The 25,063-nt window shown below is 54.7% G+C and carries 19 protein-coding genes and 1 tRNA gene; 5 read left to right on the forward strand and 15 right to left on the reverse strand.

The genetic code is table 11. The features are described from left to right. Positions 1–9 precede the first annotated feature (9 nt). From A4E19_10150 to A4E19_10190, 9 genes are all read right to left on the reverse strand, one after another. Positions 10–1,986, reverse strand: a complete 1,977-nt coding sequence (locus A4E19_10150) for an NADH dehydrogenase (GenBank protein OQW30269.1) — start codon at positions 1,984–1,986, stop codon at positions 10–12. A gap of 136 nt (positions 1,987–2,122) precedes the next feature. Next, positions 2,123–2,425 carry an NADH-quinone oxidoreductase subunit K gene (locus A4E19_10155; GenBank protein ID OQW30270.1) on the reverse strand — a complete coding sequence of 101 codons (303 nt, stop codon included), beginning with the start codon at positions 2,423–2,425 and terminating at the stop codon, positions 2,123–2,125. Next, positions 2,422–2,949 carry a hypothetical protein gene (locus A4E19_10160; GenBank protein OQW30271.1) on the reverse strand — a complete coding sequence of 176 codons (528 nt, stop codon included), beginning with the start codon at positions 2,947–2,949 and terminating at the stop codon, positions 2,422–2,424. Before A4E19_10160 ends, A4E19_10155 begins: the two co-directional genes overlap by 4 nt. A gap of 9 nt (positions 2,950–2,958) precedes the next feature. Beyond that, positions 2,959–3,546 (reverse strand): NADH dehydrogenase, encoded by a 588-nt coding sequence (locus A4E19_10165; GenBank protein ID OQW30272.1) that lies wholly within the window; start codon positions 3,544–3,546, stop codon positions 2,959–2,961. 30 nt (positions 3,547–3,576) lie between these two features. Then, positions 3,577–6,270 carry a hypothetical protein gene (locus A4E19_10170; protein OQW30273.1) on the reverse strand — a complete coding sequence of 898 codons (2,694 nt, stop codon included), beginning with the start codon at positions 6,268–6,270 and terminating at the stop codon, positions 3,577–3,579. A 78-nt stretch (positions 6,271–6,348) separates the two neighbouring features. Further along, the gene (locus tag A4E19_10175) at positions 6,349–7,491 is read right to left on the reverse strand and encodes an NADH dehydrogenase (protein OQW30348.1); all 1,143 of its coding nucleotides are present in this window, start codon (positions 7,489–7,491) and stop codon (positions 6,349–6,351) included. A gap of 115 nt (positions 7,492–7,606) precedes the next feature. Then, positions 7,607–8,104 (reverse strand): NADH-quinone oxidoreductase subunit C, encoded by a 498-nt coding sequence (locus tag A4E19_10180; protein OQW30274.1) that lies wholly within the window; start codon positions 8,102–8,104, stop codon positions 7,607–7,609. 9 nt (positions 8,105–8,113) lie between these two features. Beyond that, complete coding sequence (locus A4E19_10185; GenBank protein ID OQW30275.1) at positions 8,114–8,641, reverse strand: NADH dehydrogenase; 528 nt, start codon at positions 8,639–8,641, stop codon at positions 8,114–8,116. A gap of 12 nt (positions 8,642–8,653) precedes the next feature. Continuing rightward, positions 8,654–9,037, reverse strand: a complete 384-nt coding sequence (locus tag A4E19_10190) for an NADH-quinone oxidoreductase subunit A (protein OQW30276.1) — start codon at positions 9,035–9,037, stop codon at positions 8,654–8,656. 531 nt (positions 9,038–9,568) lie between these two features. On the opposite strand from A4E19_10190, the gene A4E19_10195 reads away from it, so the two are divergent. Together A4E19_10195 and A4E19_10200 are read left to right on the forward strand one after the other, a co-directional pair. Beyond that, positions 9,569–11,134: a hypothetical protein gene (locus tag A4E19_10195; GenBank protein ID OQW30277.1), complete on the forward strand. Its 1,566-nt coding sequence runs from the start codon at positions 9,569–9,571 to the stop codon at positions 11,132–11,134. A 129-nt stretch (positions 11,135–11,263) separates the two neighbouring features. Next, complete coding sequence (locus tag A4E19_10200; GenBank protein OQW30278.1) at positions 11,264–13,531, forward strand: hypothetical protein; 2,268 nt, start codon at positions 11,264–11,266, stop codon at positions 13,529–13,531. A 2-nt stretch (positions 13,532–13,533) separates the two neighbouring features. Here the strand turns inward: A4E19_10200 and A4E19_10205 are convergent, their stop codons facing one another. The 6 genes from A4E19_10205 to A4E19_10230 all read right to left on the reverse strand — a co-directional run bounded on the left by A4E19_10205 (position 13,534) and on the right by A4E19_10230 (position 21,939). Beyond that, on the reverse strand, positions 13,534–13,977 hold the full coding sequence (locus tag A4E19_10205) for a hypothetical protein (protein OQW30279.1): 444 nt from the start codon (positions 13,975–13,977) through the stop codon (positions 13,534–13,536). 67 nt (positions 13,978–14,044) lie between these two features. Then, positions 14,045–14,416, reverse strand: coding sequence for a histidine kinase (locus A4E19_10210; GenBank protein OQW30280.1), 372 nt, complete (start codon positions 14,414–14,416; stop codon positions 14,045–14,047). Beyond that, positions 14,394–16,532, reverse strand: a complete 2,139-nt coding sequence (locus tag A4E19_10215) for a hypothetical protein (protein OQW30281.1) — start codon at positions 16,530–16,532, stop codon at positions 14,394–14,396. The genes A4E19_10210 and A4E19_10215 overlap by 23 nt, the downstream gene beginning before the upstream one ends. 150 nt (positions 16,533–16,682) lie before the next feature. Then, on the reverse strand, positions 16,683–17,339 hold the full coding sequence (locus tag A4E19_10220) for a hypothetical protein (GenBank protein OQW30282.1): 657 nt from the start codon (positions 17,337–17,339) through the stop codon (positions 16,683–16,685). Continuing rightward, a complete protein-coding gene (locus tag A4E19_10225) occupies positions 17,326–21,600 on the reverse strand; it encodes a hypothetical protein (protein OQW30283.1) in 4,275 nt (1,424 codons plus the stop codon). The genes A4E19_10220 and A4E19_10225 overlap by 14 nt, the downstream gene beginning before the upstream one ends. Before the next feature lie 255 nt (positions 21,601–21,855). Then, a tRNA-Leu gene (locus tag A4E19_10230) sits at positions 21,856–21,939 on the reverse strand. A 131-nt stretch (positions 21,940–22,070) separates the two neighbouring features. On the opposite strand from A4E19_10230, the gene A4E19_10235 reads away from it, so the two are divergent. The 3 genes from A4E19_10235 (at position 22,071) to A4E19_10245 (ending at position 25,053) form a co-directional block, all read left to right on the forward strand. Then, positions 22,071–22,754 (forward strand): haloacid dehalogenase, encoded by a 684-nt coding sequence (locus A4E19_10235; protein OQW30284.1) that lies wholly within the window; start codon positions 22,071–22,073, stop codon positions 22,752–22,754. A 74-nt stretch (positions 22,755–22,828) separates the two neighbouring features. Continuing rightward, positions 22,829–23,464 carry a 7-carboxy-7-deazaguanine synthase gene (locus tag A4E19_10240; GenBank protein ID OQW30285.1) on the forward strand — a complete coding sequence of 212 codons (636 nt, stop codon included), beginning with the start codon at positions 22,829–22,831 and terminating at the stop codon, positions 23,462–23,464. A gap of 77 nt (positions 23,465–23,541) precedes the next feature. Next, positions 23,542–25,053: a leucyl aminopeptidase gene (locus A4E19_10245; protein ID OQW30286.1), complete on the forward strand. Its 1,512-nt coding sequence runs from the start codon at positions 23,542–23,544 to the stop codon at positions 25,051–25,053. The last annotated feature ends 10 nt before the right edge of the window (positions 25,054–25,063 follow it).

Genomic DNA, 25,063 nt, shown 5'->3' on the forward strand with positions numbered 1-25,063 from the left:
TGGTGACGACTACATCTGAGCGAACAATTGGACGACGAGGACTAGGAGGAAGAGTCCCGCCACGATGATGGCGGCATAGTGATGGACCATTCCACTTTGCATCTTCCGGCCTTCGCGGGCCGCGAGATGGTTTCCATAGCCGATGACATTGAGTCCGGCGTAGACGACATATTTCTCGATCCATGTGGAACCGGAGGCCCCCCAGTCGGCGAGCCGTCCCACGCCACGCACGATACCGTCGATGATCCTACGATCGAACCAATCCAGTCCCGCTCCCAGACGTTTGAGCGGTTCGACAAGAAGACGATCGTAAAGTTCATCCACATAATACTTGTTCAATAAGATGCGATAGGCACCGGCAAACTTCTCCGCCCACCCGTCCGCCGTCATCGGGCTCACGGCATAGAGGAAATGTGCGAGTCCCCATCCGACCAAAGCAATGACAATCGCGATGCTCATCAACAATATCGTCAGGCCGGCACCGGCTTCCGGCTCATTCCCCGACCCCACGACTGGTCCCAAAAATCCATGGAGCCACCCATGCTCGGGAGGAAACCCCAAGATCAATCCGCCCACGATCGAAAGGAACGCCAGGACCACCAAGGGACCGACCATGATCATCGGCGATTCGTGCACGTGCTCGGCAGTATGATGATCCATGCGAGAAGCACCGTAGAACGTCAGATACGTCAAGCGGAACATATAAAACGATGTCATCAGCGCCCCGATGGCCGCCATGCCATAGAGCAGATAGTGATGATGAGTGAAGGCATGAGCCATAATTTCGTCTTTACTCCAGAACCCCGCTAAGGGAGGAAGCCCGGCAATCGCAACGGTGCCGATCAGAAACAACCGATTCGTCCATGGGATTCGGCTGCTCAGTCCGCCCATTTTTTGAATGTCCTGTTCACCCGAGAGGGCATGGATGACCGACCCAGCCGACAAGAACAACAACGCCTTGAAGAACGCGTGGGTCATGACGTGGAATACCGCCGCCGAATACGCACCGATCCCACAACCCAGAAACATGTAACCGAGCTGGCTTACGGTCGAATAGGCCAAGACGCGCTTGATGTCGGTCTGGACGAGTCCAATGGTGGCTGCAAACAAGGCGGTGCCTCCACCGACGAACGCCACGACCGACATCGCAAACGGAGAAAGGTCAAAAATCATGTGATTGCGGACAACCATATACACGCCGGCCGTCACCATCGTCGCCGCGTGGATGAGCGCGCTCACAGGCGTCGGACCTTCCATGGCATCGGGCAACCAGGTATGGAGGGGAAGTTGTGCGGATTTCCCGACTGCTCCGACGAGAAGACAGAGAGCTATGGCGGTGGCCATGTCGGGGGAGAGTTGTCCCACCTGAGCAAAGACCTTGGTATAGTCGAGGGTCTTGAAGTTGATAAAGACTAGGAAGATAGCGACGAGAAATCCCGCATCGCCGATCCGATTGACGACGAACGCTTTGGAGGCAGCCTTGGCAGCTGAGACCTTGTCGTAATAGTAGCCAATCAAGAGATAGGAACAGAGCCCGACACCTTCCCAACCGATAAAGAGCACCACATAGTTGTTCCCCATGACAAGCAGCAGCATGGAGACCATGAATAAATTCATGTAGGTGAAGAAGCGCGTGAACCCTGTTTCACCATGCATATAGCCGACGGAATAGACGTGAATGAGGAACCCCACGCCGGTGACAATCAGCAGCCAGGCACAGGTCAGAGGATCCACCAAGTAGGCGAAATTGATCGCGAGGTCGCCTCCGAAGATCCACTGGTAAACAACGACTTCATGCGAAGCTCCCGTGCGCATGACATCGGTGAAGACGCCGACCGTGCAGAGGAACGAGAAACCGACCGACCCCCAAGCCAATCGATGGGCGATATCATGAGAGTAGCGGTGTCCGAACAGTCCGTTCAGAAGGACGGCCAGCAGCGGAAAAACTGGAATCAATTTGATGAGAAGGTCTGTCAATTCAGACACAGTACCGTGCCATTCTGAGGATGCTTAGTTAGCCAACCATGCTGCACGGAGCCGGATCCTAAAGCGTACTCTTGGATGGTACGTTGAGGGGTACGAGCCACCGACTGCACCGTTGGATGTGAGGGCCCACATCCTGTTACCACTTTAATAGGTTCATTTCATCCACATTCGTGGAAATCTTGCCTCTGAACACGACGATAATGATGGCCAACCCGACGGCCGCTTCGCCCGCGGCAATGGCGATGATAAACAGCGCGACCAGTTGTCCGGCCATAGATTCCAAATAGTGCGAAAAGGCGACCAAATTGATATTGGCCGCATTCATCATGATTTCGACCGACATCAGAACAATGATGAAGTTCCGCCGGATGAGCACCCCTAAGAGCCCCGTCATAAAAAGGACGGCGCTGACGGCTGTATAGGCTGACAACGGAATCATGACCGCTCTCTCTCCGCGTCCAGCGGCTTAGGCGTCTTGGCCAGGACGATGGCGCCGATGATGGCTCCGAGCAGAAAAATGCCCACGATCTCGAACTGTAAGAGATGGTCACTGAACATTTTGATGCCCACGGCGTAGGTGTCGCCGTCTTGCAGCACGACACTGGCCGGGGTATCCCCCTTTGCCCCATCAAAGGGAGACCGCAGGAGGAGGTAGAGAACATAACTGGCCCCCAAGACAGCAGGTCCGAGAATATACAGGGCCGAAGGATGAAAATACCGTTCATCCGTCTTGAGATTCATCAACATCAACACAAAGAGGTACAGCACCAGAATAGCCCCAACATAGACAATCACCTGCACGGCCCACAGGAACTCCGCGTTGAGGAGGATGAACAGGCCGGACACGTGCATGAGCAGCACGAGCAGGGATAAGGCACAGTGAACAGGATGACGTAACGCCACCGTTAGAACACCGGCGGCAATGCTCACCAACGCGAAATACACGAAAAACATTCCGACCATGCGTGCGGCTCAGCTCAGATGTTTGGGAAGCGGTTGGGTCGACTTCTGTACCGACTGCGGAAAATAGTAGCGGTACTCGCGGCTCTGTTCGACGTTTTTCTCTTGGTTGTGCGCGTACAAATATTTTTTCCCATCCTCGAGGTGGCGCTCACCGATGTCATACAACCGCTTTTTGTCGAACAGCAGACTGCGTTTGTCGTGGGTTGAATATTCGTACATCTTGGTCATCGCCAGCGCGTTGACCGGACAGGCCTCAACACAATAGCCGCAGAACACACACTTCGTGATATCGATATAAAATTCGCTGGCATAGCGCTGGAGCGGGCGGGCGGTATCCTCGGCGCTGACCACTTTGATGCAATGCGAAGGACAGGCGGCTTCACATAGATCGCACCCGACACACCGTTCGCGTCCATCATCGTATCGAAGTAAGCCTAGCGCTCCCCGATGTGTATCCGGGATCGTTCGTTGTTCGCGCGGATACTGAAAGGTCATCGGTCGATGAAGCATGTGCCGAAACGTGACCTTCATCGCATCCCAAATCTCATAAAACAACGCGGCATGAAGGATTTTCTTGGTCAGCGCGGCGACACTCATCGTAGCTCCTCGTTAGAACGCAGGCATTCCTTACGCCTCTTCAACGCTCACCCACATCTGCTTGAACGACGGGACGCCGGTCGTGGAATCAACCGACACGGTCATCAAATCCTTCACTGGAGGTTCGTTAAAGTGTTCAGGGAAAAAACAGGTGCCAGGTGCGATGGACTGATCCGGCTGCACTCCCAGCTGAAGAGAGCCACGATCCGACGTTACACGCACCTTCGCACCGTCTTGCAACCCAAGGCGTTCCATATCTTGTATATTCATCCGCAGCTTGCCGGTATTCGGGGCAATCTTGACGAGTCCAGGCGCTTGCGTGGACAGTTTTCCGGAATGCACCAATAGCTGTCCCATCAAGAGGGAAAAGGGGCGCCTGTTCTCTCCCGATGACGGAGTCTGTTGATAACGGACTTTGACTTCCGCTCCATAGTCATTGGACAAATATTGGTCAGGAACCGGCATCACTTTTCGTGGTTGTCCGAGATTGTAGTATCCGGGCAACAGCTTCATGATCTCGGCCTGAATATCATTGGCGGATTGATACTCCCACCGGCACCCCATGGCATTCGCCAAGGCTGTCATGATGTGCCAGTCCGGTAAGCTCTCTCCGAGTGGATCCATGGCTTGGCGAACTCGAAGGACTCGACCTTCCAGGTTCGTAAACGTGCCGTCCTTCTCCGCATAGCTACAGGCGGGAAGGACAAAATGAGCCAATTTCCCCGTATCAGTCAAGAAAGGATCCTGCACGATCAACAGCTCGAGTCGTTCGAGAGCGGCCCGGACCTCCATCGAAGCCGGAAGAGTCGCGAGCGGATTCTCGCCCAAAATGTACAGGGCCTTAATCTGTCCGCTCTTGCACCGCTTCAGAATTTCAACGAGATGGGCGCCTGATCGGACAGGTGGCAGGGATGCGTCCCAAGCTTTGGCAAAACGCTCTCGTGCTGCGGGGTCGTCAAAGCGAGCCTGTCCCGGAAGGAACTCAGGCGCCGCCCCCATATCAACAGCCCCTTGTTCGTTCGGCTCCTCCGTCACGGTGTTCACACCGCAACCGACTCGACCGAGTTTGCCGGTGATCCAGGCAAGATCCATCAACTTTAAGACATTCTGATAACCGTTCGTTCTTCTGACAATTCCTTCCGCGCACAGGATGATCGATCTCGGCGATTCGGCAAAAATAGCCGCGATTTCTCTGAAGGCCTCCACCGAAAGACCGGTGTGAGCCGACACTTGCTCCAATGACACATTCGCCACCGCGCTTCTGAGTGCCTCAAACGCCTGAGGATGTTTCCCGGTACTTTCTTCATCAACCAAATCTTGGTCGATGGTCGCCTTGACCAACCCGTCGATCACGGCTCCTTCCGTCCCCGGCTTGATCAAAAACGGATGGGATGCCAACTTCGCAATGTTAGTGATGGCGCTGTCCAGCGTCACCACCTGAGCTTTATAGACTCGGATAGCTTCCTTGATTCGCACGGCGGTCAAGGGATTCGTCTCGGTGATATTGGAACCGATCAAAATGATCGCCTTTGCCTTCGTCAGATCTTCCCAATCATTCGGCGTTCTTCCCAGTCCAACGGCATGCTTGGACGCAAGGACAAAGTTCATATGGCCATAGCGTGCACTGCTATCGAGCTGGTTGGTCCCAAAACCGGCTCGCATAAGCTTCTGAAACAAATACAGCTCTTCATTCGTACACCGAGCCGTGACAAGCCCGGCAATGGCATCGGCCCCGTCTTTGGTCTTGATTTCGGCAAGCTTGTCCACGAGCAGATGCATCGTTTCCAACCAGGGTTTCTGCACCAACTGACCGCCCTCGCGAACCAACGGCTGCGTAAGCCGGCTTTTACCGTCCAGATATTCAAACCCGAAACGTCCGCGGACGCAGAGCCCGCCGTGCCCCTTGGCCGTTTCCGAACGGTCTCCCCACTTATTCTTCCAGGATAACGGCGATGTCACGTGGATCACTTCTTCATCCTTCGTTTCCAGGTGGAGTTGGCAACCGTCTCCGCAGTAGTTGCAGGTCGTCGTCGTCGTCTTCATCTGCCACGGTTTATACAGATACTTGGAAAACTTGTTTGTGATGGCGCCAACCGGACAGACCGCCAAACAGTCTCCACAGAATTCACAATTCAAAGCCAGGTCGCCCTTCGCGACGACCTGGTTGAATCCCCCCTTTTTCATGAACTGCAAGGCGTCGATCATCAGGACATCCTTGCAAACATTGATGCATTCCGCGCAGGCGATGCAGCGATTCATGTTAAAGTCGAGCACAGGACTGCGCGTATCTTCCGGAATAAATTTTTGCTTGGCATTGGCCAGATTAGTCACGCCATGCTGGAAGGCCATATCTTGAAGTTCACAATGGCCGTCCGCATCGCAGACCGGACAATCGAGCGGATGCACGGAGAGATGCTTTTCGACAGCTTTCTTGCGGGCGAGAAAGAGATCCTCCCCTTCAGTGCGGATCACCATTCCGGCCGTTGCCTTGGCGGTGCAGGATCGCACGGGGGCTTTCTTCCCCTCTTGCATCACGAGGCACATCCCACAGGAACCGAACGGGTCGAATGTGTAGTGATAACACATGGCAGGGATGATCTTGCCCGTCATCGAGATGACGTCATAAAGCGAGACCCCGTCCTTCGCCGTCACAGCTTTTCCGTCGATCGTTAATTCGATCGTAGCGGCTTCAACGTCGGGATTTGTAGCCGGCTTCAAACCCATGGGTCTTCTCCACGAATGGGGAAAAGGTAAAGCAAATTCCTGTTCTTACCTTTCACTTTCGCATCTCATGTTTCGTCTTTATCTGTCACACTCACCCATCACGACATCGTACGTCCCGAAGATGGTGCAGGCATCCGAGATCATATACCCTCTGGCCATATGATCGAACGCACCCATATGGATGAAGGAAGGAGCACGGATCTTCAATCGATAGGGTTTTCCTCCCCCCGTACTGACAATATAAAACCCCAGTTCCCCTTTGTGTGCCTCCGTGCCGCAATAGATTTCTCCCGGAGGAGCGTCGAATCCTTGGGAAAAAAGCTTGAACTGTTGGATCATCGACTCCAGGTTCGTAAAGACGCGTTCTTTCGGTGGCAGGGTCACGCTCGGAACATCCGCCATAATCGGCCCCTCTTGCATCTGTTCAAGACATTGCCGAATGATCTTGACGCTCTCATAGAGCTCCATCACCCGAATCCAGTAGCGATCGTAGGTATCCCCATTCTTCCCGACAGGCACGCTGAATTCGCACTTGGGATAGGCGCTATAGGGCTCGTATTTGCGAAGGTCATAGTCCACTCCGGATCCACGAAGAACCGGTCCGCTTAACCCAAAATTTACGGCATCTTCGGCGGAAATGACCGCGACGCCTTTCGTGCGCCCAAGCCAAATGCGGTTTCGCTCCAGAAATACCTGATATTCGTCGATCTTCGGTGGAAAATAGTCGAGGAACTGTTTGAGCTTGTCGATCAACGATGGCGTCAGGTCTCGCTCAACGCCACCGATTCGATACCAACTGGTCGTCAAACGGGCCCCGCACAGCTCGTCGAACCAATCGAGCAGGATTTCCCGATCCCGGAAACAATAAAAAAAGACGGTCATGGCGCCAATATCAAGGGCCTGAGCGCTCAACCAAAATTGATGTCCAATGATGCGCTGCACCTCGGCTACAATCGTCCGCAAATACTCAGCCCGCTCCGGCACCTGTAAGTTCAAGAGCTTCTCGACGGCGCGGCAATAGGCGAAGTTGTTGTACATCGCGCAGACATAGTCGAGCCGATCCGTATGAGGAATAAACTGATGATAGGTGCCTTCTTCCGCGAGCTTTTCGACTCCACGGTGGAGGTACCCCATCACTGGTGTGGATTTCACCAACCGTTCACCCTCCAATTCTAAGATCACCTTGAGAACTCCGTGCGTGCTGGGATGTTGCGGTCCCATGTTGAGCAGGAGTTCCTCTGTTCTCAAGGTCGGAAGCGTCTCGCTCTCCGGATGTTCCGGATTGATTTTATAAACGGTGGTTCTTTGATCTTCGAATGCCATGCCGGTAGAACACCTATCGTGGAACTTCGTCCAGAAAATCAAATGTGTCTCGCCACCCTTTGCCGCGGAGCGGAAAATCCTTACGCAAAGGATAGCCCTCGGTATAGTCGTCCGGCATCAAAATACGGCGAAGATCGGGATGATTTCGAAACCGGATGCCCATCATGTCGAAGACCTCGCGTTCCATGAAATCGGCGCCTTTCCAAAGATCCGTCAGAGAATCCACGACGCAATCCGATTCAGGCACGCGGGTCTTGAGTCGAATGCGATGCCGGTTCCGCATGGAGTAAAACTCCCACACAACTTCGAATCGCTCCTCGTCGTCTGGCCAATCCACTGAGCTCACATGGACAATGTAATCAAAATCCATCCCAGGATCTCCACGAAGAAATTGAGCGACTTCATGGAGCTTGTCTCTCGAGACAGTCACTGCCACATCGCCTCGCCACTCGATCAAGCCGGTGACTCCATCCGTAAACGTTCGTTGAATCCGTTCAAGCAGTGGATGCATAGCGCCCCGCTAGACCTTCAAACTGGCTTTGACTTGCTCCGGTTGGGTTACAAAGACTCGTTTTTGCATAATGCGCTCCTGTAGTTTCAGGATGCCGTCCAAGAGCGCCTCAGGAGTCGGAGGACAACCAGGCACATAAATATCAACTGGAATAAATCGGTCGACGCCCTGCACGACACTGTAACTATCATAGATGTTCCCTGAGGTGGCACAGGAACCCATGGCAATCACGTATTTGGGTTCCGGCATTTGATCGTAGATTTTTCGAATCACCGGCGCCATACGGCGACAGACGGTTCCAGCGACGATCATTAAATCCGACTGCCGCGGTGAACCACGAAACACTCCCGCCCCGAACCGATCCATATCATACCGAGAAGAAACGGCGGCCATCATCTCGATGGCGCAACAGGCGAGTCCGAAGGTCATCGGCCAGAGGGAACCTTTCCTCGCCCAGTTCACGGCCTTTTCTAAAGACCCTGTAATGACGTCCGGAGCCCCGTCTTTTTCATGCCGCCCCAGTTGAATCAGTCCCATACTATCCTATCCTCAGTCCCACTCCAGCGCGCCTTTTCGCCAGGCATACACGTAGGCCACGATAAATAGTCCAATAAAGATCATCATTTCGATCAACCCGATCATCCCGATCTTGGTAAATACGACGGCCCAGGGGTAGAGGAAGATCACTTCAATATCGAAGATGACGAACAACATCGCAAAAATGTAATATCTGACGGGAAACGGCATACGCGCATCGGAAAATGGTTCGGCTCCACATTCGTAGGTGGATAGTTTTTCCGGCTCCGGATACCTGGGCTGCACAAAATAACTCACCAGCAGCGTTAACAGTCCCAAAATTAACCCAACAAAGATAAAAAGAAAGATCGGGAAAAACTTCGTCAGATATTCAAGAAGAACTTCGGTGCCGGTCATTTAAGTTCTCGCACAAATCATTGACCTAAAAAGGGTATTGTAGACCTGACGCGCAAAATCTTAGTGCTCCAGTCTCGAGGATAGCAAGCGAACAAAGGACCTAAGTTCGGCAGACCCGAAAGCCCTAGGTGGTGTAGTGACTTGAGAGGTGGAGAAATAGTTGAGGCGGTTAGGCTTTTATTGCCACTTCACAATTAGGCATCACGAGCCTGAGTTCTTTTGCTTTGTCCACCTCTCCCGAACTCTCCCATTCTAATTCAAGAGGAGAAAACGCTTTGACCTTTCGTCGCCGGTGGATCTGTGTATAGATTCGGTCCTTTTCACAGGACTCCATGGAGAGATGCATTGCTGGCGTTTTCTTACCATTCATCGCTCGGTCACCACCCACTTTGAGTTGAGACGGAATAACCAACTCACGTTACCACCGGAAAGAACAACCCGTCAAACTCCTGCCAACCAAGCTCAAATTCTTGACAATACAGCGCCTTTTGCTATGTTTTTCAAGGAACACTATCGTAAAGGAATCAATCTATGAAAACCCTGATGATCCTCAGCTTGGTCCTGTGCGCTGAAATCGGCGTCTCTGTTGATAGAGCGCTGGCACAGACACCGGAGATTGATTCCGTTCGTTTTTCAGAGGCCGCGCTGGCCTTTTCCAGCGGTACGATCCAGAAGACTTTCTCTATCGACGGAACTGTAAACTTGATAACGGGCGACAATCAATCAACGGGCAATCGAATGCTACTCGGGAAGCGTGATTCTCTTTATCTCAAACTGAACAACCCTACTGAGGTGACAGTTGGCGACCTCTTCACTGTCTACCGGCGGGTTCGCAAGGTTTTCCATCCTGCGACGAAGGAATACCTAGGTTTTGTCATGAATCGTTCAGCGGTCGTGAGAGTGACGGCAACTGATCATGCCCTCACGACAGTAGAGGCTGTGCTCAGCTATGGACCGATTTCTCCGGGGGATCCTGTCGCGCGTTTTGTTGCTCCGAACCCAGCTCAGGAGATAGGCTCTGCGTCAAACGTTTCCGATCTGGAGGGCATGATTGTTGAGCTCCAGGCCGACCGGACGATGACGCTGGTTTCTCAATCGAATGTTGTGTACCTGGATCGGGGGAGGGAAGATGGACTGAAGACCGGTGATCTTCTCGATATTCAGCGCCACAGTGCCGGGCTTCCGCCACGAATAATAGGCCAACTTAAGGTGCTGTCGTTGGAATCTCATACGGCAACCGCCAAAGTACTCAGAGCCAACACTCGCGTCATTAAAGGAGATCGTTTCAAGCTCGTCGGAGATTTGGCGCCCAGTATTCAGTCCGCGGCAGGAGCAGCTTCTGAATCGCCAACGGCGCAAGTCAGCCAAATGATTTCAGCCGATCTGGTGGCCAGCAAATTGAAAATACAGGATGCATTGGGGCAAAGCCGTCTGAACCTTGGAGATCTTGCAAAGTTTCTGCATTATGATTCAGGGGATGCGGCTATTAAGCCGGAGAATTACAAAGTGCTTGATCAGTTCGTTGACTACCTGCGCAGCAGTGGCGACATGAGGATGATCCGAATCGAAGGTCATACAGATAACGTGGAGATCGGCCCTTCTCTAAAGTCCCGCTATCCGAGTAATTTAGAATTGTCCAAAGTGCGCGCAAACGGGGTCCTCCGGTATCTCATGGAAAAAGGTGGTGTTGAACCCGAACGGGTCAGCGCGGTGGGCTTAGGTGACACCAAACCAGCCGCCACGAATACGGCGGAAGAAGGCCGCATGAAGAATCGCCGTGTAGAGATTCTTCTCTATACACCAGACGCAGAAACTCCAGCGCCTAAACCAGACGTTCAAACTCAAGCCCAAAGGCCGGAAGGAAATCTTTCCACTGTGCGTACTCGTGATAACAACGATCAGCCGCTTCCCTCTGCTTCTGACATGGCAGATTCCTCTAGTCGAGCGCCCATGGCTCTGCGGGATTCACCACAAACCTCCCCAAAGGAACAGTCAAACCCTCCCAGCAACCCTGATGAGAGCAGTTCAACATCGACGGACACCAACAAGAAAGACAGTCCTCCACAGCAACCGACTGCCGGAAGCCCGACGGAATAGCATCGAATTTAGCTAAGGTGCATCCGTATGTAGACTCTTCTCTGAACGATCTTGCCCAATCGGTATTACTTGGCCAAGAACGCCGCTGTAACGGATATCCTTCGGATCACCAGACTGTTAAAATGCGGCATGACATCCGATGAATCCTCGACCCTCCCTCATCGAATGGAAATGCTCTATGCCGACGTTATCGTGCCCCGCCATATCGCGAAAACTTTCACCTATCTCATCCCTCACACCTTAGATCAGACCATCGCAATAGGCCGCCGTGTCCTTGTTCCGTTTGGGCGTACGGTGTTGGAAGGGGTCGTCGTTTCGCTCAGTAATGATCTAACGGCTGAGCTAAAGGTCGCCTCTCTTAGACGGATCCATTCCCTAGCTCCTAACGAGCACGCTGCTACACTGCCTCCGGCACTGTTCGAACTATCCCGCAAGATCGCCGAATATTACGTCGCACCCTGGGGCCAATGTCTTCGGCTCATCCTGCCCCCCATGGTGACAAGAAAAACCTCTTCCGCGAGATACGTGGCTACGGCTGAGGGTCGCGCGGCTTTGGAAGCTCGTCTTTGTCCAGACCATCTGAAGCCAATTCTCGACAGAATAGCTCGACGCACTCGAGGAATCTTGTGCGCGACACTTCGACCAATCCGACCGAGAAAGGCTGTTCAGGAAATCGATGCCCTCCTCGACAAGTCGTGGATCGCGCTCACACCCTCGGACAACTCCAACAGTGAGTTACAAAAGCCACATCGAAAGCGTATTGCAGGGGAGGATGATCACCGTCCGTCAGTCGATGGTATTCTATCAAACGAACCTCTTCCGGAGATCGACTCCTCGTGGAACATGCACGTCGCACATTGCCTTCACAGCAATCGCATGAGGAAGCTCGTGCTCCACGCTCCTTGGGAATACCGGCTCAGCCGGCTTGCCGGCTCCATTCAGCAAGCGTTCTCAATGAAAAAATCGGCCATAGTCCTGGTCGGCGAAATCGCGAGAGCATCATGGTTGAAACAACAGCTCTCACGGCTCACGAACCTCCAAATTACGCTGGCACACTCATCTTCTCCATCCGGTCCATGGCAACAGAGTCCAGCACAGACGCCCGCAGTAGTCGTAGGAACCCGTTCCGCTATATTTTCACCGCTCCACTCGATTGGACTGATCTGGGTGGAAGGAGAAGAAGACCCTGCCCTGAAAGAACCTCAAGAACCTCGCTATCATGCCAGAGAGGTGGCCAGTTTGAGAGCCGAGAGTGAACGGGCGCTTATTGTACTGGCCTCCGCTCACCCGTCCCTTGAAGCACGGTTCGATCCCGAAGCGGAAATTCATTACCTGCCGCAAGAAGTTGCTCTTCAACCCACGATTGAGCTCGTTGACCTCCGCAACGAGGCAGCAGGAAGTCTCTTGAGCCACAAACTCGTCCGCGCAATGCACGACGCCCTACGGACTCATACCAAGATCCTACTCTTCCTCAATAGAAAAGGTTATGCCGGAACCCTCGTTTGCCGTGACTGTGGCTGGGTTCCTCGTTGCGAATCCTGCATCGTACCGCTTGCCTACTATCGTGAGGCCGGCAGATTAACCTGCCGCTACTGCGGTCGAACCGATGGGTTGCCGGACCTCTGCCCGTTGTGCCGTACCGCCCATATGAACCCTGTTGGTGATGGTACCGAGCGTGTCGAAGCAGAAGTTCGTCGATTATTCCCACTGGCCAAAATTGCCCGGATTGATGGCGACACACTTCGGCACCCAACGTCCGCTCATGCTCTGTGGCAGGGTACCAGGTCGGGCGCGTGGGATATTCTCATTGGGACTCAAGCACTATTCTGCCGGGAACCGCTGCCCCGCTACGGCCTGATCGGGATTCTTCAAGCAGATTCCGGGTTGCACGTCTCGGACTTTCGCGCAGCGGAACGCACGTACCACCTCCTGATTGATGCCGCCAGCCTGGCATGTCCTGCGTCCATGGGAGGTCGAGTCATCGTACAGACACGTCTCCCAACACATCATGTCATACGGGCCTTGATATCCGGGAACCCCGAGTTGTTCTACAACGAGGAATTCGCCGCACGCAAACTACTTCACTATCCGCCCGTGTGCCATTTGGCTGACCTTTCGGTAACCGGGAAGGACTTTCGTATCGTCGAAAAGGCCGCCACACAATGGAGTGCGGCGCTGGAACAGAACGCAAGTGGTCTGGAGCCTCTCAATGTCTTGGGTCCAGTGCTTGCCGTGCGGGGACGCCCTAAAGGCCGTCAACGGTATCGCATCTTGGTAAAGGGCGCCCTCACCGCCCTGACAAGTCGGATCCATGACTCTGTCCAAAGAATGGAGCGGGAGTACCGCAAGCAACAGATCAAATTCATCGTCGACATCGATCCGATCGAGAATGGATAAGTTTACAAGCGCTTCTTCTTGTTCACCCGGGAAGTCGACACCGTCGAAGACTGTTTTTCTGACGCCGAATCCGGCTTACGTGCTCGTTTGAACAGACCGTAGGCAAACGAAATCCAAAACACCGATGAAAAGAACCCTAGCACGACGGCTGAAAGGATCGTTCCCATCTCTGATTCGGGCAGCGATTCCGAACCGTTTCTGAGTTGAATCATTAACACCAACGGCCAGGCAAAGCTTTCCAGACCGAGCAATAAGGTTGACCAGGCCCATAGTTCCGTAATCGACTCGGTCATGAACCATAAGAACAGACCCACAATCAGAGCCCATCCGGCCACGATGGCCGACGAGACAGTTCCCCCCCATATGAGCCAGAACCCAATTGCAGGGACTATGGTTCCCAAAGAAAGATTGAGAAAGATCATGAGAGGCGTGGTCCGGACATGCATTGCAAAGTCTGACGAGACCGCGTCGTGATGTCAATGCGTAGAACGTTGGGCGTCCACGGCGAGTTTTTTAGGCAGTCAGTTCGGCAGCGACCGTATCGAGCAAAACTTTCAGTTCAAATGGCTTTTGAAGCGTGCGTCTGGCTCCAAGCATCTTGGCGACGTCCAAGAAGTTGAGGACACCGATCGTATCGCATCCCCCTGTCATTGCGATAACCCGAGTGTCGGGAAACTCCCGGCGGAGGGTCATGATCGCCTCAAGTCCATCTTGATCCGGCATGAGAATATCCATAATGACAAGGTCCGGCGATGTGGCACGATACCGATCGAGCCCTTCTTTCCCGTCACGGGCCTCCGCCACCTCATACCCAGCTTGCTCCAACGTCTCCCGGATGAGATGACGAACCTGGTCCTGATCATCAACCACGAGGACTGACGGCATCCGATACCTCAATCGATATTCTTGAAGATGCCGGGCCGGAGTCGGCCGGCGGTTCCCGCCATTCCGGATAAGAGGGAGACTGGTCTAATGCCCTGCGAATCGAATAGGCCAGCTCATACAACGTAAGGGGTTTCAGGAGACATTCGGTAACTTCCTTCGAATAGGCATCATCGGCACCTTGAATACCATGTGACCCGCTGCAGAGAATAACGGGCAGATCCGATCGAAGTTCCCGACATTCCTTGGCTAGATGATCTCCGCTCATCCCCGGCATCGTTCGATCGGTAATCAGCAAGTCAAACCGTTTTGGTTCGGCTCGAAAGACGTCCAATGCCTCCCTAGGCGTCTGACATACCACCGGAGAATAGCCGAGGGATTCCAACACTTCTCTACCGAAACGAACCACAGACTCTTCGTCATCGACGAATAAGATACACTCATGTCCGTGTGGGAGCGGAACGTCCTTTTCAGCAATCGATTGAGCACAAGACGGCAGAGCGGGAAGGTACACCGATACCCAAGTACCGCTGTCGATATGGCTTTCTACTGTTAAAGCACCACCATGGTCCACGACGATGTCATAGACGACTGCGAGTCCCACCCCCTCTCTCTCAGCGACGACCTTGGGCTTCAAAAAGGAGCCGACATCCTCAGCGTCTATGCCCTGACTTGTATCCCGAACGCTCAAATAGACATACCTTCCGGCGGGCAGCCGGCCGGAAGGCAGGATCTGATCCGTTATCAGCTCGCGACTCTGAAGCTGAACTTCGAGGATTCCTCCCGTTGTCTGCATCTCACGGATGGCGTTATCGATCAGCTGGAAAATCATCTCGTGCATCTGCACGGCATTGGCAAAGATTGGGGTGGTTGCGTGCGCAATCTGCGCTTTGAGTTCAATCCACAAGGGAATCGTCGGACGAAGGAATCTAAGGGATTCTTTGACCAACGAGTGGAGGAGGAGGGGACATCGACCTTGGTTGTTCTGCGCACCGAACGCCAGCAACTGTTGGATCAGCTCTCGAGACTTTTTCGCCGCCGCGACGACTTGTCTGATATGGCGATGCGCTTTGCTTTCAGCCTGAAGCAACGGAAGCGCCAATTCACTGAAGCCGAGGACGGCTGTAAGACCGTTATTCAGCTCATGAGCGATACCGCCGGCAAAGGTGCCGATCGCTTCCATCCTCGCCGTCTCGCGCCGACGGGCCTCAACGTGCTTACGATCGGTGATATCGACAACTGTTCCGAGTGTGCGGATCGGTTGCCTTGAGGCACCATCGCCCTCAAACGAAACCAGAGAACGAAGATTGACGTGCTGCACGCCGCCGCCCGGTCTGATGAGACGATGCTCGACCTCACAGGTTCCATTGCCGGTCGAAGAGCGGGCTTGCTGGGCCATAGAGATCACACGTTCCCGATCATCGGGGTGAACGAGCTCGAGGTACCGCTGCCATGACGCGGCCTCATCGACCCCGACGCCGCAGATGTCCCTTAGGATCGGTGACCATGAGGAGGAATCCGCTCGATGGTCGTATTCAAAGATCCCGACCTGGCCTATCTGTACGGCAAGTTCCAGTCGTGTCTCGCTTTCTCGGAGCGCCTCTTCGGCCTGCCGATGCATGACGATGTTTTCGTATTGGCTCCTATCACATGCTCCTCTGAGTGGCCCAATTTCCGACACTTCATTTTCCGATACTTCATTGATCGTCCAAATGATCGACGTCACCCGGCCCAGTGCGTCTTTCACAGGGGACAGCGACACATCGCTGAAAAATGCGGTGCCGTTTTTGCGGTACTGATGCAACCGCACACGACAGGACCATCCGCCTTGGACGGCCATTGCGAGCTTTTCCACCGATGCCCGATCTGTACCAGGACCGCTCAAGATCGATGTCGTTTGACCAATCACCTCATGCTCGGCATAGCCGGTCAGCGACAGGAAGGCGGAATTTACATAGACAATGGGATGATCGGACGATGCCGTATCCGTCACGAGCACGCTGCAATTGGTCGCCTCGACGACGGTTGAATTCAGGATGTTCTCTTGGCGCTGTCGAATCACTATCCACAGCAAGAAACTGATGGACAGAAGCAAGCCGAGGAAGAGACCAGCAATCATGCGGGACAACCTCCCGGTTGGCAGACCGTTAGTTAAGAATGCGAACTAGTGGTGAGAATCTACAACAATTGGAAGGAAAACATTCAGGGATGAAGGTAGCTACGAAGGTGGATTTTTGCATCTAAACGGAGTAGAGCCGAATGTTGTCGCTTATCCTTGCCGTTTTACAAAAAAGGCGGCGGCCTGCGCGCGTCGAGTGATGCGAAGCTTCTGAAAGACGTTGGCCAAATAATTCTTGACCGTCTTGTCGCTCAGTCCGAGCGCGACAGCGATTTCCTTGTTGGTCTTTCCCTCGGCGACCAGGGCGACGACTCGCTCTTCCTGAGAGGATAGTTGGTCCGTACCAGGTGCCGCGGGCATATCATGAATTCCTCTCAACCACCGCAGCGCCCGTTCCGTCACGCTGGAGTCCAAAATCGATTGGCCTTTCGCAACCGAACGGATCGCCTCGAGCAATGCGGGTGAGTCGATTTCTTTGAGGATGTAGCCATGAGCGCCGGCGAGTACAGCGGCCAGCACGGAATCGTCGTCTGCATAGGACGTCAGGAAAATCACTCGTGTTCCCGGCAGTATCCCTAAAATCTCCCGACAGGCATCGACACCGGACCCATCCGGAAGCCGGACATCCATCAAGATCACGTCAGGCTTCAACCGTTGTGTTTGCTGAATCGCATCCGCCATGGTCCCCGCCTCTCCTACAACGGTGACTCCTTGAGTTTGACCAAGCACCGTTCGCAACCCCACGCGAATGACCTCGTGATCGTCGACGAGCAGTACTCGAATATGTTGTGCTTTAGTTGTGAGCATAGTGAGTATCCTTTGGAAGATCGAGCGAGATCCTCGTCCCTTTGTCAGGCTTCGATTGGACGGCGAACAAGCCTCGGACCTTTTGAGCCCGTGCCGCCATGTTGACCAACCCATGGCCCACCCCCTGAACCGAACGTGTATTAAACCCGATGCCGTCATCCGTCACGGCGAGACGATCGGAACGGACGAGTTCCCGAAGCGAGACCGTGATGTGTTTGGCGCGGCTGTGGCGCAGGGCATTACTCAACCCTTCCCGTACGATATTGATGATATGGAGCGCCTGTTCGGTGGAAAGCCGCCGTGCGGCCGTGTCGTCGATCCGGACCCGACATTTGGCGACAGAAGAGACGGACATCGTTTCAACCATGGTCCGCAGAGCCGTCGTGAAATCTCCTCCCTGCATCACTTGGGACTCGAGTCCGGCAATGAAATTCCGAACCTCCGTCATGACTTGGTTGAGCTGCCCAATGGCTTGATCCAGTGTCGCCATGAATTTCTCCGCCACATGATCATGCTGCTTCCTGATCAGAGGCTTACATGCTTCTAGACCAAGTCCCACGGCATACAACGACTGGAGAATGCCGTCGTGGAGGTCTTGACTGATCCGTTCCCGTTCTTGAAGCGCGGCGCTCAAGTCTCGCTCGCGCTGGAGAAGCATTTCCTCCATCCGCTTGCGTTCGGTGATATCGGTCGCCGCTCCAAGCACCATGCGCACATTTCCTTGGTCATCGAAGATTGGGCGTTTGACCGTTTGTAGCCAGCGGGTCTTTCCTTCCGCATCGGTGATCTTCTCCTCAGGGACGAACCGGTCTCTCTTGGAATTGATCACCTCAAGATCGCTCTGTCGAAAAAACTTTACCTCTTCCGCATTGGCATTGAAGTCGGCATCTGATTTCCCGATTAGGTCTTCCACCGTCGTGCCATACCAATCGGCCACAGCCTTGTTCGCCATGGTAAAACGTCCATCACGATCCCTGGCAAAGATGAGGTCGGGGTCTGTGTCGATGACCTGTCGCAGGAACGTATGGGACCTGCGAAGTTCGGCCTCCGCCCGCTTACGCTCGCCGATGTCCCGTAAGATCATACAGCCGTATTCTTTTCCTTCATGCAGCAAATAGTTGACGGTCACATCCGTGTCCAAAACGGTTCCAGTTCGCGACCAAAACTTTGCTTCGAATGTCAACGATCCCTGTTGTTTCAAGAATTCCCAATGCTGCACCCACCGCTCCACGGGGAAATTCGGGTCGATATCATGGATGGTCATAGCCGTCAGTTCCTTGCGCGAGTACTCCAACATTCGGCATGCCGTGTCATTCACGTTGAACATTCGAGCGTTGGGATCTAACCACAAGATCGCCTCGACGGCCTTATCCACAGAGAACTGGGTCAACCGCAACGCTCGTTCCATGCGCCTGCCTTCAGTGATATCATCCCCCACTGTCACGCTGCATTGTCTGCCGTTCAGCTCGATCAGTTCCGACGACAACAGGCACTGGCGGATTTCCCCGTCCCTGCTCCGAAGGGTCACTTCCACGTTGCGGACTGACCCTCCACGTTTCAACTGTTCAACGAAGCGAGCCCGGTCCTCCACCGAAGGCCAGAGTCCCATCTGTAACGTGGTCCGTCCTTCAACGTCTTCCTTTCGATATCCGAACATCCGGTACGCGGCATCATTCGCATCCACCACTCGACCAGAATCCAACTCACTGATAACGACCGGATGGGGACTAGCCTTGAACGCTTTGGCGAAACGCTCCTCGCTGATACGTAGCGCCACTTCCGAATGCTTGCGTTCCGTGATATCCTCACATACGATCAGGGTTAACGACTCTCCATCCCGGCTTTGCAGCACGCGTGCGAGCTCTCGCACCCACAGCACCGCGCCATCGCGTCGAACTTTGCGCAATTCCCATTGCGCCACTCCCTCCGGATGACGAAAGAACGCGGCCATCTCTGCACAGACGCGCGCTCGATCTTCTTCGAAGAAAATCTCCGCTACCGACTTCCCGACCAGATCCTCGACACGATAGCCCAAGTACTGCGCGCCATACTGGTTGACAGACCGAATGACTCCCGATCCGTCCACGGTGAAGTACATGGAAGGAGTTTCATCGTAGAGGGTTCGGTACCGTTCCTCGCTCTGGCGCAGCGCATCCAGAGCCGCTTGACGGTCCATCTCACCGCCAAGCCACCGCGCCATGAGCTGAATGAAGTCCCGTTCAGAATCGGTAAACGGCTTCTTGCGGGGTGTGATACCCGCAAAACACAGGGTCCCATAGGTTCGGTCAACGCCGTTTATCCCGGCCCCGATGTAAGTCTCCAACCTCAATGCAGCGTAGGCCGGGTGCCGCTGCCACTCCGGGGAAGCCCCGGCATGCGTGAAACAGACCGGCCCGTTCCGGCGAAGGGCCTCACTGCAGTACGTCTTACTCAGCGACACACGCATGCCTGGATGGAACGCCATGTCGGGCGCCTTCACTTGTCCCACCTCCAACTCGTCGCCTCGGACAAATGTCTCCATCCCGATGGGGAGGTCGAAGAAGCGGCACCCGAGCTGGAGTAACGCCTCGACCCGTTCCTTGAACGACTGGCCCTGCGCGGAGGCGATATCGTGGAGCGCACGAATCGCCTGTCGGCTTTTCCAGAGAGTCTGTTCCGCTTGTTTTCGCTCCGTGATGTCGGAAAACAGCCCCAGGATGGCTGGTTTACCGTTCCATGTGATTCGAGCCGCCTCGACCTGAACAGGAATCGGGGTTTCATCCATTTTCAGATAGATTCGTTCGGCACTATGGACGGAGACTCCGCCGCTCAGCAGTCGTTTCACGTTCTCATGCACTTCCTGATGATAGTCCGGATGGATGAACTCAAACGTCGGCCTATCAAGGATTTCCTGAGCATCTTTCGCCCCCAAAAGGACGGCACCGGTCTGGTTAACGTAGACCGTTCGGCCTTCACTAAAGACGAAGACACCCGACGGTGAGAGCTCGACCAAAGTCCTGTACCATTCTTCACTCTCCCGTAGCGACTCTTCCATCCGTTTGCGATCGGTAATATCGGCGTGTGAGCCGAGGAGACGAATCCTGCGACCATCCGCTTCGGTCACAAACGAGGCCCTGGCTTCAATCCATCGGTACCCCTCGTTTTTGTGCTTAAGCCGAAATTCCTGTCGATAGTCTCCGTCTCGATTAGAAACGTACTCTTGTACGTATGCAATCGCCGTATCGCGATCTTCCGGGTGCAGGAGCATCGTCCAGGCCTCGAACGAATCTGCAATCTCCGCTGGCCCGTAGCCCAGCTGATGTTTCCATTCTTCGGAAAAGACGACCGCATTCGTTTCCGTGTTCCATTCCCACAATCCGGTCCCCGACGCGCGGAGGGCCTGTCGAAGCCTTTCTTGCGAAGCCCGTAGCATCGCATCCGTGCGCTTCCGCTCGGTAATGTCGCGTGAATTCACGATGACATTGTATTGGCCATCCGGTTCTCGGATCGACCGGCCGATGCTCTCGAAATTTCGCCAGGAACCGTCCTTGTGACGAAACCGAAACTCGGCGAGTTGAGGCCGTCCTGGTTGCTGGAGAAGCAACTGAAATTTCTCCGTCACAACAGGAAGGTCCTCTGGATGAACAAATTCAAATGCACGACGCCCGCTGAGTTCATGCTGCGCGTATCCGAGCAATCGTTCGACGGAGGGACTTTCGAACCGGATGGTTCCGTCCGGATTCAGCACCGTGATGACATCGGAAGAATGCTCGATGAGCGCACGGAAATGAGCTTCGCGTTGCTGCAGAGCGAGTTCCGTTTGCTTGCGATCGGTAATGTCCAACGCCGTCCCGGACATACGAAGCGGCTGGCCGCTACTGTCGCGCACGACCTCGCCGCAGCAATGAAGCGTCCGTACTTCGCCATTGGGGCGGACGATTCGGCATTCCAGGTCGTACGTTGCGGCCCCTGCCAGTGCATCATCAATCGAAGCCAGGACCCGGTCATGATCGTCCGGGAGAACCGCCGACACGAAGCTGTCAAAGGTCATCGTCCGCGATCGCGGCTCGTAGCCGAAAATCCGATAGAGTTCATCCGACCATTCCACCTCGCCGCTGGGGATGTCCCAATCCCAACTTCCCAGGTGGGCAAGAGCTTGGGCGACCTGGAGGTGGCGGGTCCGTTCGTGCAGCACTCGGTCTCGTTCGGCAAGTTCACGTGCGAGATCGGTTACCTGCCTCCGCAGTTCATCCAATTCAGGACGGTGACTTGTAGGACTCATGATGAGGCTCCTTGCACCGGCGACGCCGACGGTACCTCACGAGCCAGCGCAACTCATCGAAGCGACCACCTTGCGTCGCGAACGATACACGATTGCGACTTTCCTCAGGGAAAGCGCAAAAACCGTTCGACTAGCTCGCAGGTATCTAAGAAAAGACGCTCAAGAGGGGGCTAGTGTCCTATGAGAATAGGTGAAAGTCTAGATCCAAATGGCCCGGAGTCTTAGTTGGGAAATCAGCGGGAATCGTATCGATGATGGTGCCGAAGGCGGGACTTGAACCCGCACGGCTTTCGCCACACGCCCCTCAAACGTGCGTGTCTGCCATTCCACCACTTCGGCCACCGAATGATCCGATGCGTCCACGGGACGTCTGACTGAAAAGAAATGCATTATAGGAGGAGGGTAAAATTGTTGTCAATCAAGGGGACGTTCGGTAGAATCGGCGTCTGGTTTCCTACGGTGCCATAGCCATGATGATGCGGACAGACCCACGAGGCCTCTCGTCGTCTATTGCGGCGTTTTTTGACGTCGACAATACCATTTTGCCTGGTGAAGCGAGCGAAGTGAGGTTTTTCCGCTGGCTGTGGCGACGTGGTATCGTCGGGTGGCCTGAAGCTCGCGAGAGCGTGTCATGGCTTTTGCGACATTTCCCGACCTTGTCGCTCCATCCGCTCCGTGAGCGGAAGCTCTATTTGGCGGGGAAACCTTCCCAAGTGATCCAACCGTTGGGAGAGGAGTTTTGTCGCGAAGAACTCTGCCCTCGCGTCTCTCCCGCCGCCATGCGGATGCTCGACGAGCATCGCCGGGCTGGCCATGCCATCATATTCGTCACAGGATCCATCGATTTCCTGATCGCTCCGGTGGCCGATGCGCTTCGAGCTGACCGATGCTTTGCCAGTCGCTTGGAGCAACAGAACGGCCTCTACACAGGCTTCCTCGTGCCTCCCCTCCCTTATGGACAAGGGAAACGCCAGCTCATCGATCGGTTGACCCAGGAACTGACCCTGGATCTGTCCCAATGCTATGCGTACGGAGACAGTCCGGGTGATTTAGGCCTCCTTCGGGCCGTCGGCCACCCCACCGTCGTGAATCCGATTCGTGGCATGGCGTCCATCGCTCGACGTGAAAACTGGCCGATTGTCAAATGGCGATGAGCTGCTGTGTGATCGGATCAATCGTATCGCGACGGCTCCTTCCACATATACGGACGTAAGCCTGCACACAGCTCATGCGCGTCACCGAAATTTTCCATAGCGTTCAAGGTGAGTCGACCTTCGCCGGCCTTCCTTGTGTATTTGTGCGTTTGACCGGTTGTCCCTTGCGATGCACCTGGTGTGACACGGACTATGCGTTCTTTGGCGGAACGGACCTGTCCATCGACGACATTCTCGACACGGTGCGATCCTACGGTTGTCGGTTGGTCGAGGTGACCGGAGGTGAACCGCTTGCTCAGCCGGATGCCGGCACATTGCTCCAGCGTCTGTGCCGAGAAGGATTCATGGTTCTACTTGAAACGAGCGGAGCGGTGGATACCACCGCCGTCGATCCGTCGGTCCGCATTATACTTGACGTGAAGTGCCCGGGAAGCGGCATGACGGAGCGGATGCACTGGCCCAATGTGGAACGTTTGCGGCCCCAGGACGAAGCCAAATTCGTCATTCAAGACCGGCGTGATTACGAATGGGCTAAAGGGATTCTCGATCGCTTCAGATTGACCGATCGCTGCCCGGTCCTCTTTAGTCCGGTATTTGGGACGCTCGACTCACGACGCCTGGCCGAATGGATCCTGGCAGATCGACTGCCTATTCGCCTTCAATTACAACTCCACAAACATATCTGGGCACCTGATATGCGGGGAGTGTGAGGAGGGTACATCGATCGGATGTCGTAGTCCTGATGACCTGATAAGAACGGCTGGTCGACATATCAAAGGAGAACCGAATGAAGAGTATGCGAGTCGAAGCGAAACAAGGACGAGTCGACACCCAGGCCACTGATGCGCTGGCCTTCCTGTGTTGTGAAGGAGAAGGGGTACTCAATGAAGACGGGGCGATGTTGGATCGAGCCCTCGATGGAGCACTCCATGAGCTCGTGCAATCAAAGGAGTTCGACGGGAAGACCGGTGAGGTGGTTGTGTTTCATACCCACGGGAAAATTCCGGCGAAACGGGTGATTCTTGTCGGCCTGGGGAAGAGACAGGAATTGGGGTTGGATCAGATCCGACAGGCGATGGGGCACGCCGTCAAACGAGTCCGCCAAGTCAAATCCGGAGCCTTTACAGTTGGGCTTCCGAGCGTCCTGCTTCCCGGTGCCTCGCTGATTGACATTGCCCAGACCATGATTGAAGGGGCCATCCTAGGGAGTTATCAGTTCACCGCCTATCGCAGTGACGCTCCAACGGGTAAGGACGTAAAGATGATGACCATTCTGGCTTCGCAGAACGATCAACTGCGCCAGTTGTCCGAGGGGATTCGTCGTGGCCTCGCGACGGCTGAAGCGACGGTTTTCGTTCGGGACCTCTGTAATCATCCGTCCAACGTGATGACGCCGACGAAAATCGCGCAGGAAGCACGAGCCATTGCGAAAGAAACGGGCGTGGCGCTGAAAATCCTCGAACAAAAAGATATGGAGAAACTCGGCATGGGCGCGCTGCTGGGCGTGGCTCGAGGCAGCCACGAACCGCCGAAATTCATCATTCTTGAATACCGCGGCGCCCGCAACAAGGACGAACGCCCCGTCGTCCTCGTCGGGAAGACCATCACGTTCGATACAGGCGGTATCTCCCTGAAGCCGGCCGAGAATATGGAACACATGAAAGCGGACATGACGGGAGGCGCCGAAGTCCTGGCCACCATGCGGGCCGCGGCCCGACTCAAACTGCCGCTCAATCTGGTCAGCATCTTGCCGGCCACGGAAAACATGCCCGGCGGCAGGGCCATGAAACCGGGTGACATCGTCAAAACGCTGTCCGGCAAGACCGTCGAAGTTCAGAATACCGATGCCGAAGGCCGGCTGATCCTGTCCGACGGCCTGTCCTATGCCGCACGCTACAAGCCCGCGGCACTCATCGACATCGCCACACTGACCGGAGCTTGCGTCGTCGCACTCGGCCAGTTCGCGATCGGAATGTTCGGTACGGATACGAATTTAAAAGACGCGATTCGCCACGCCGGTCTTCGAGCCGGTGAGCGGGTATGGGAAATGCCCTTGTGGGAAGACTATTTTGAACAACTACGCAGCGATGTCGCCGACATGCGGAACATCGGCGGCCGCGGCGGCGGCATGATCACGGCGGCTCTCTTTTTGAGTAAATTTGTCGGCGACTACCCATGGGTGCACCTCGACATCGCCAGTACCGACTGGAGCGAGCGAGAGCGGGCGTATATCCCCAAGGGGCCAACCGGCATCGGAACCAGACTGTTGATCCAGTTCCTTATCAATCGCTCGCTGTAGGTAAGAGAAA

The organism is Nitrospira sp. SG-bin1 (assembly GCA_002083365.1).
In the GTDB taxonomy this organism is placed as follows: Bacteria; Nitrospirota; Nitrospiria; order Nitrospirales; family Nitrospiraceae; genus Nitrospira_D.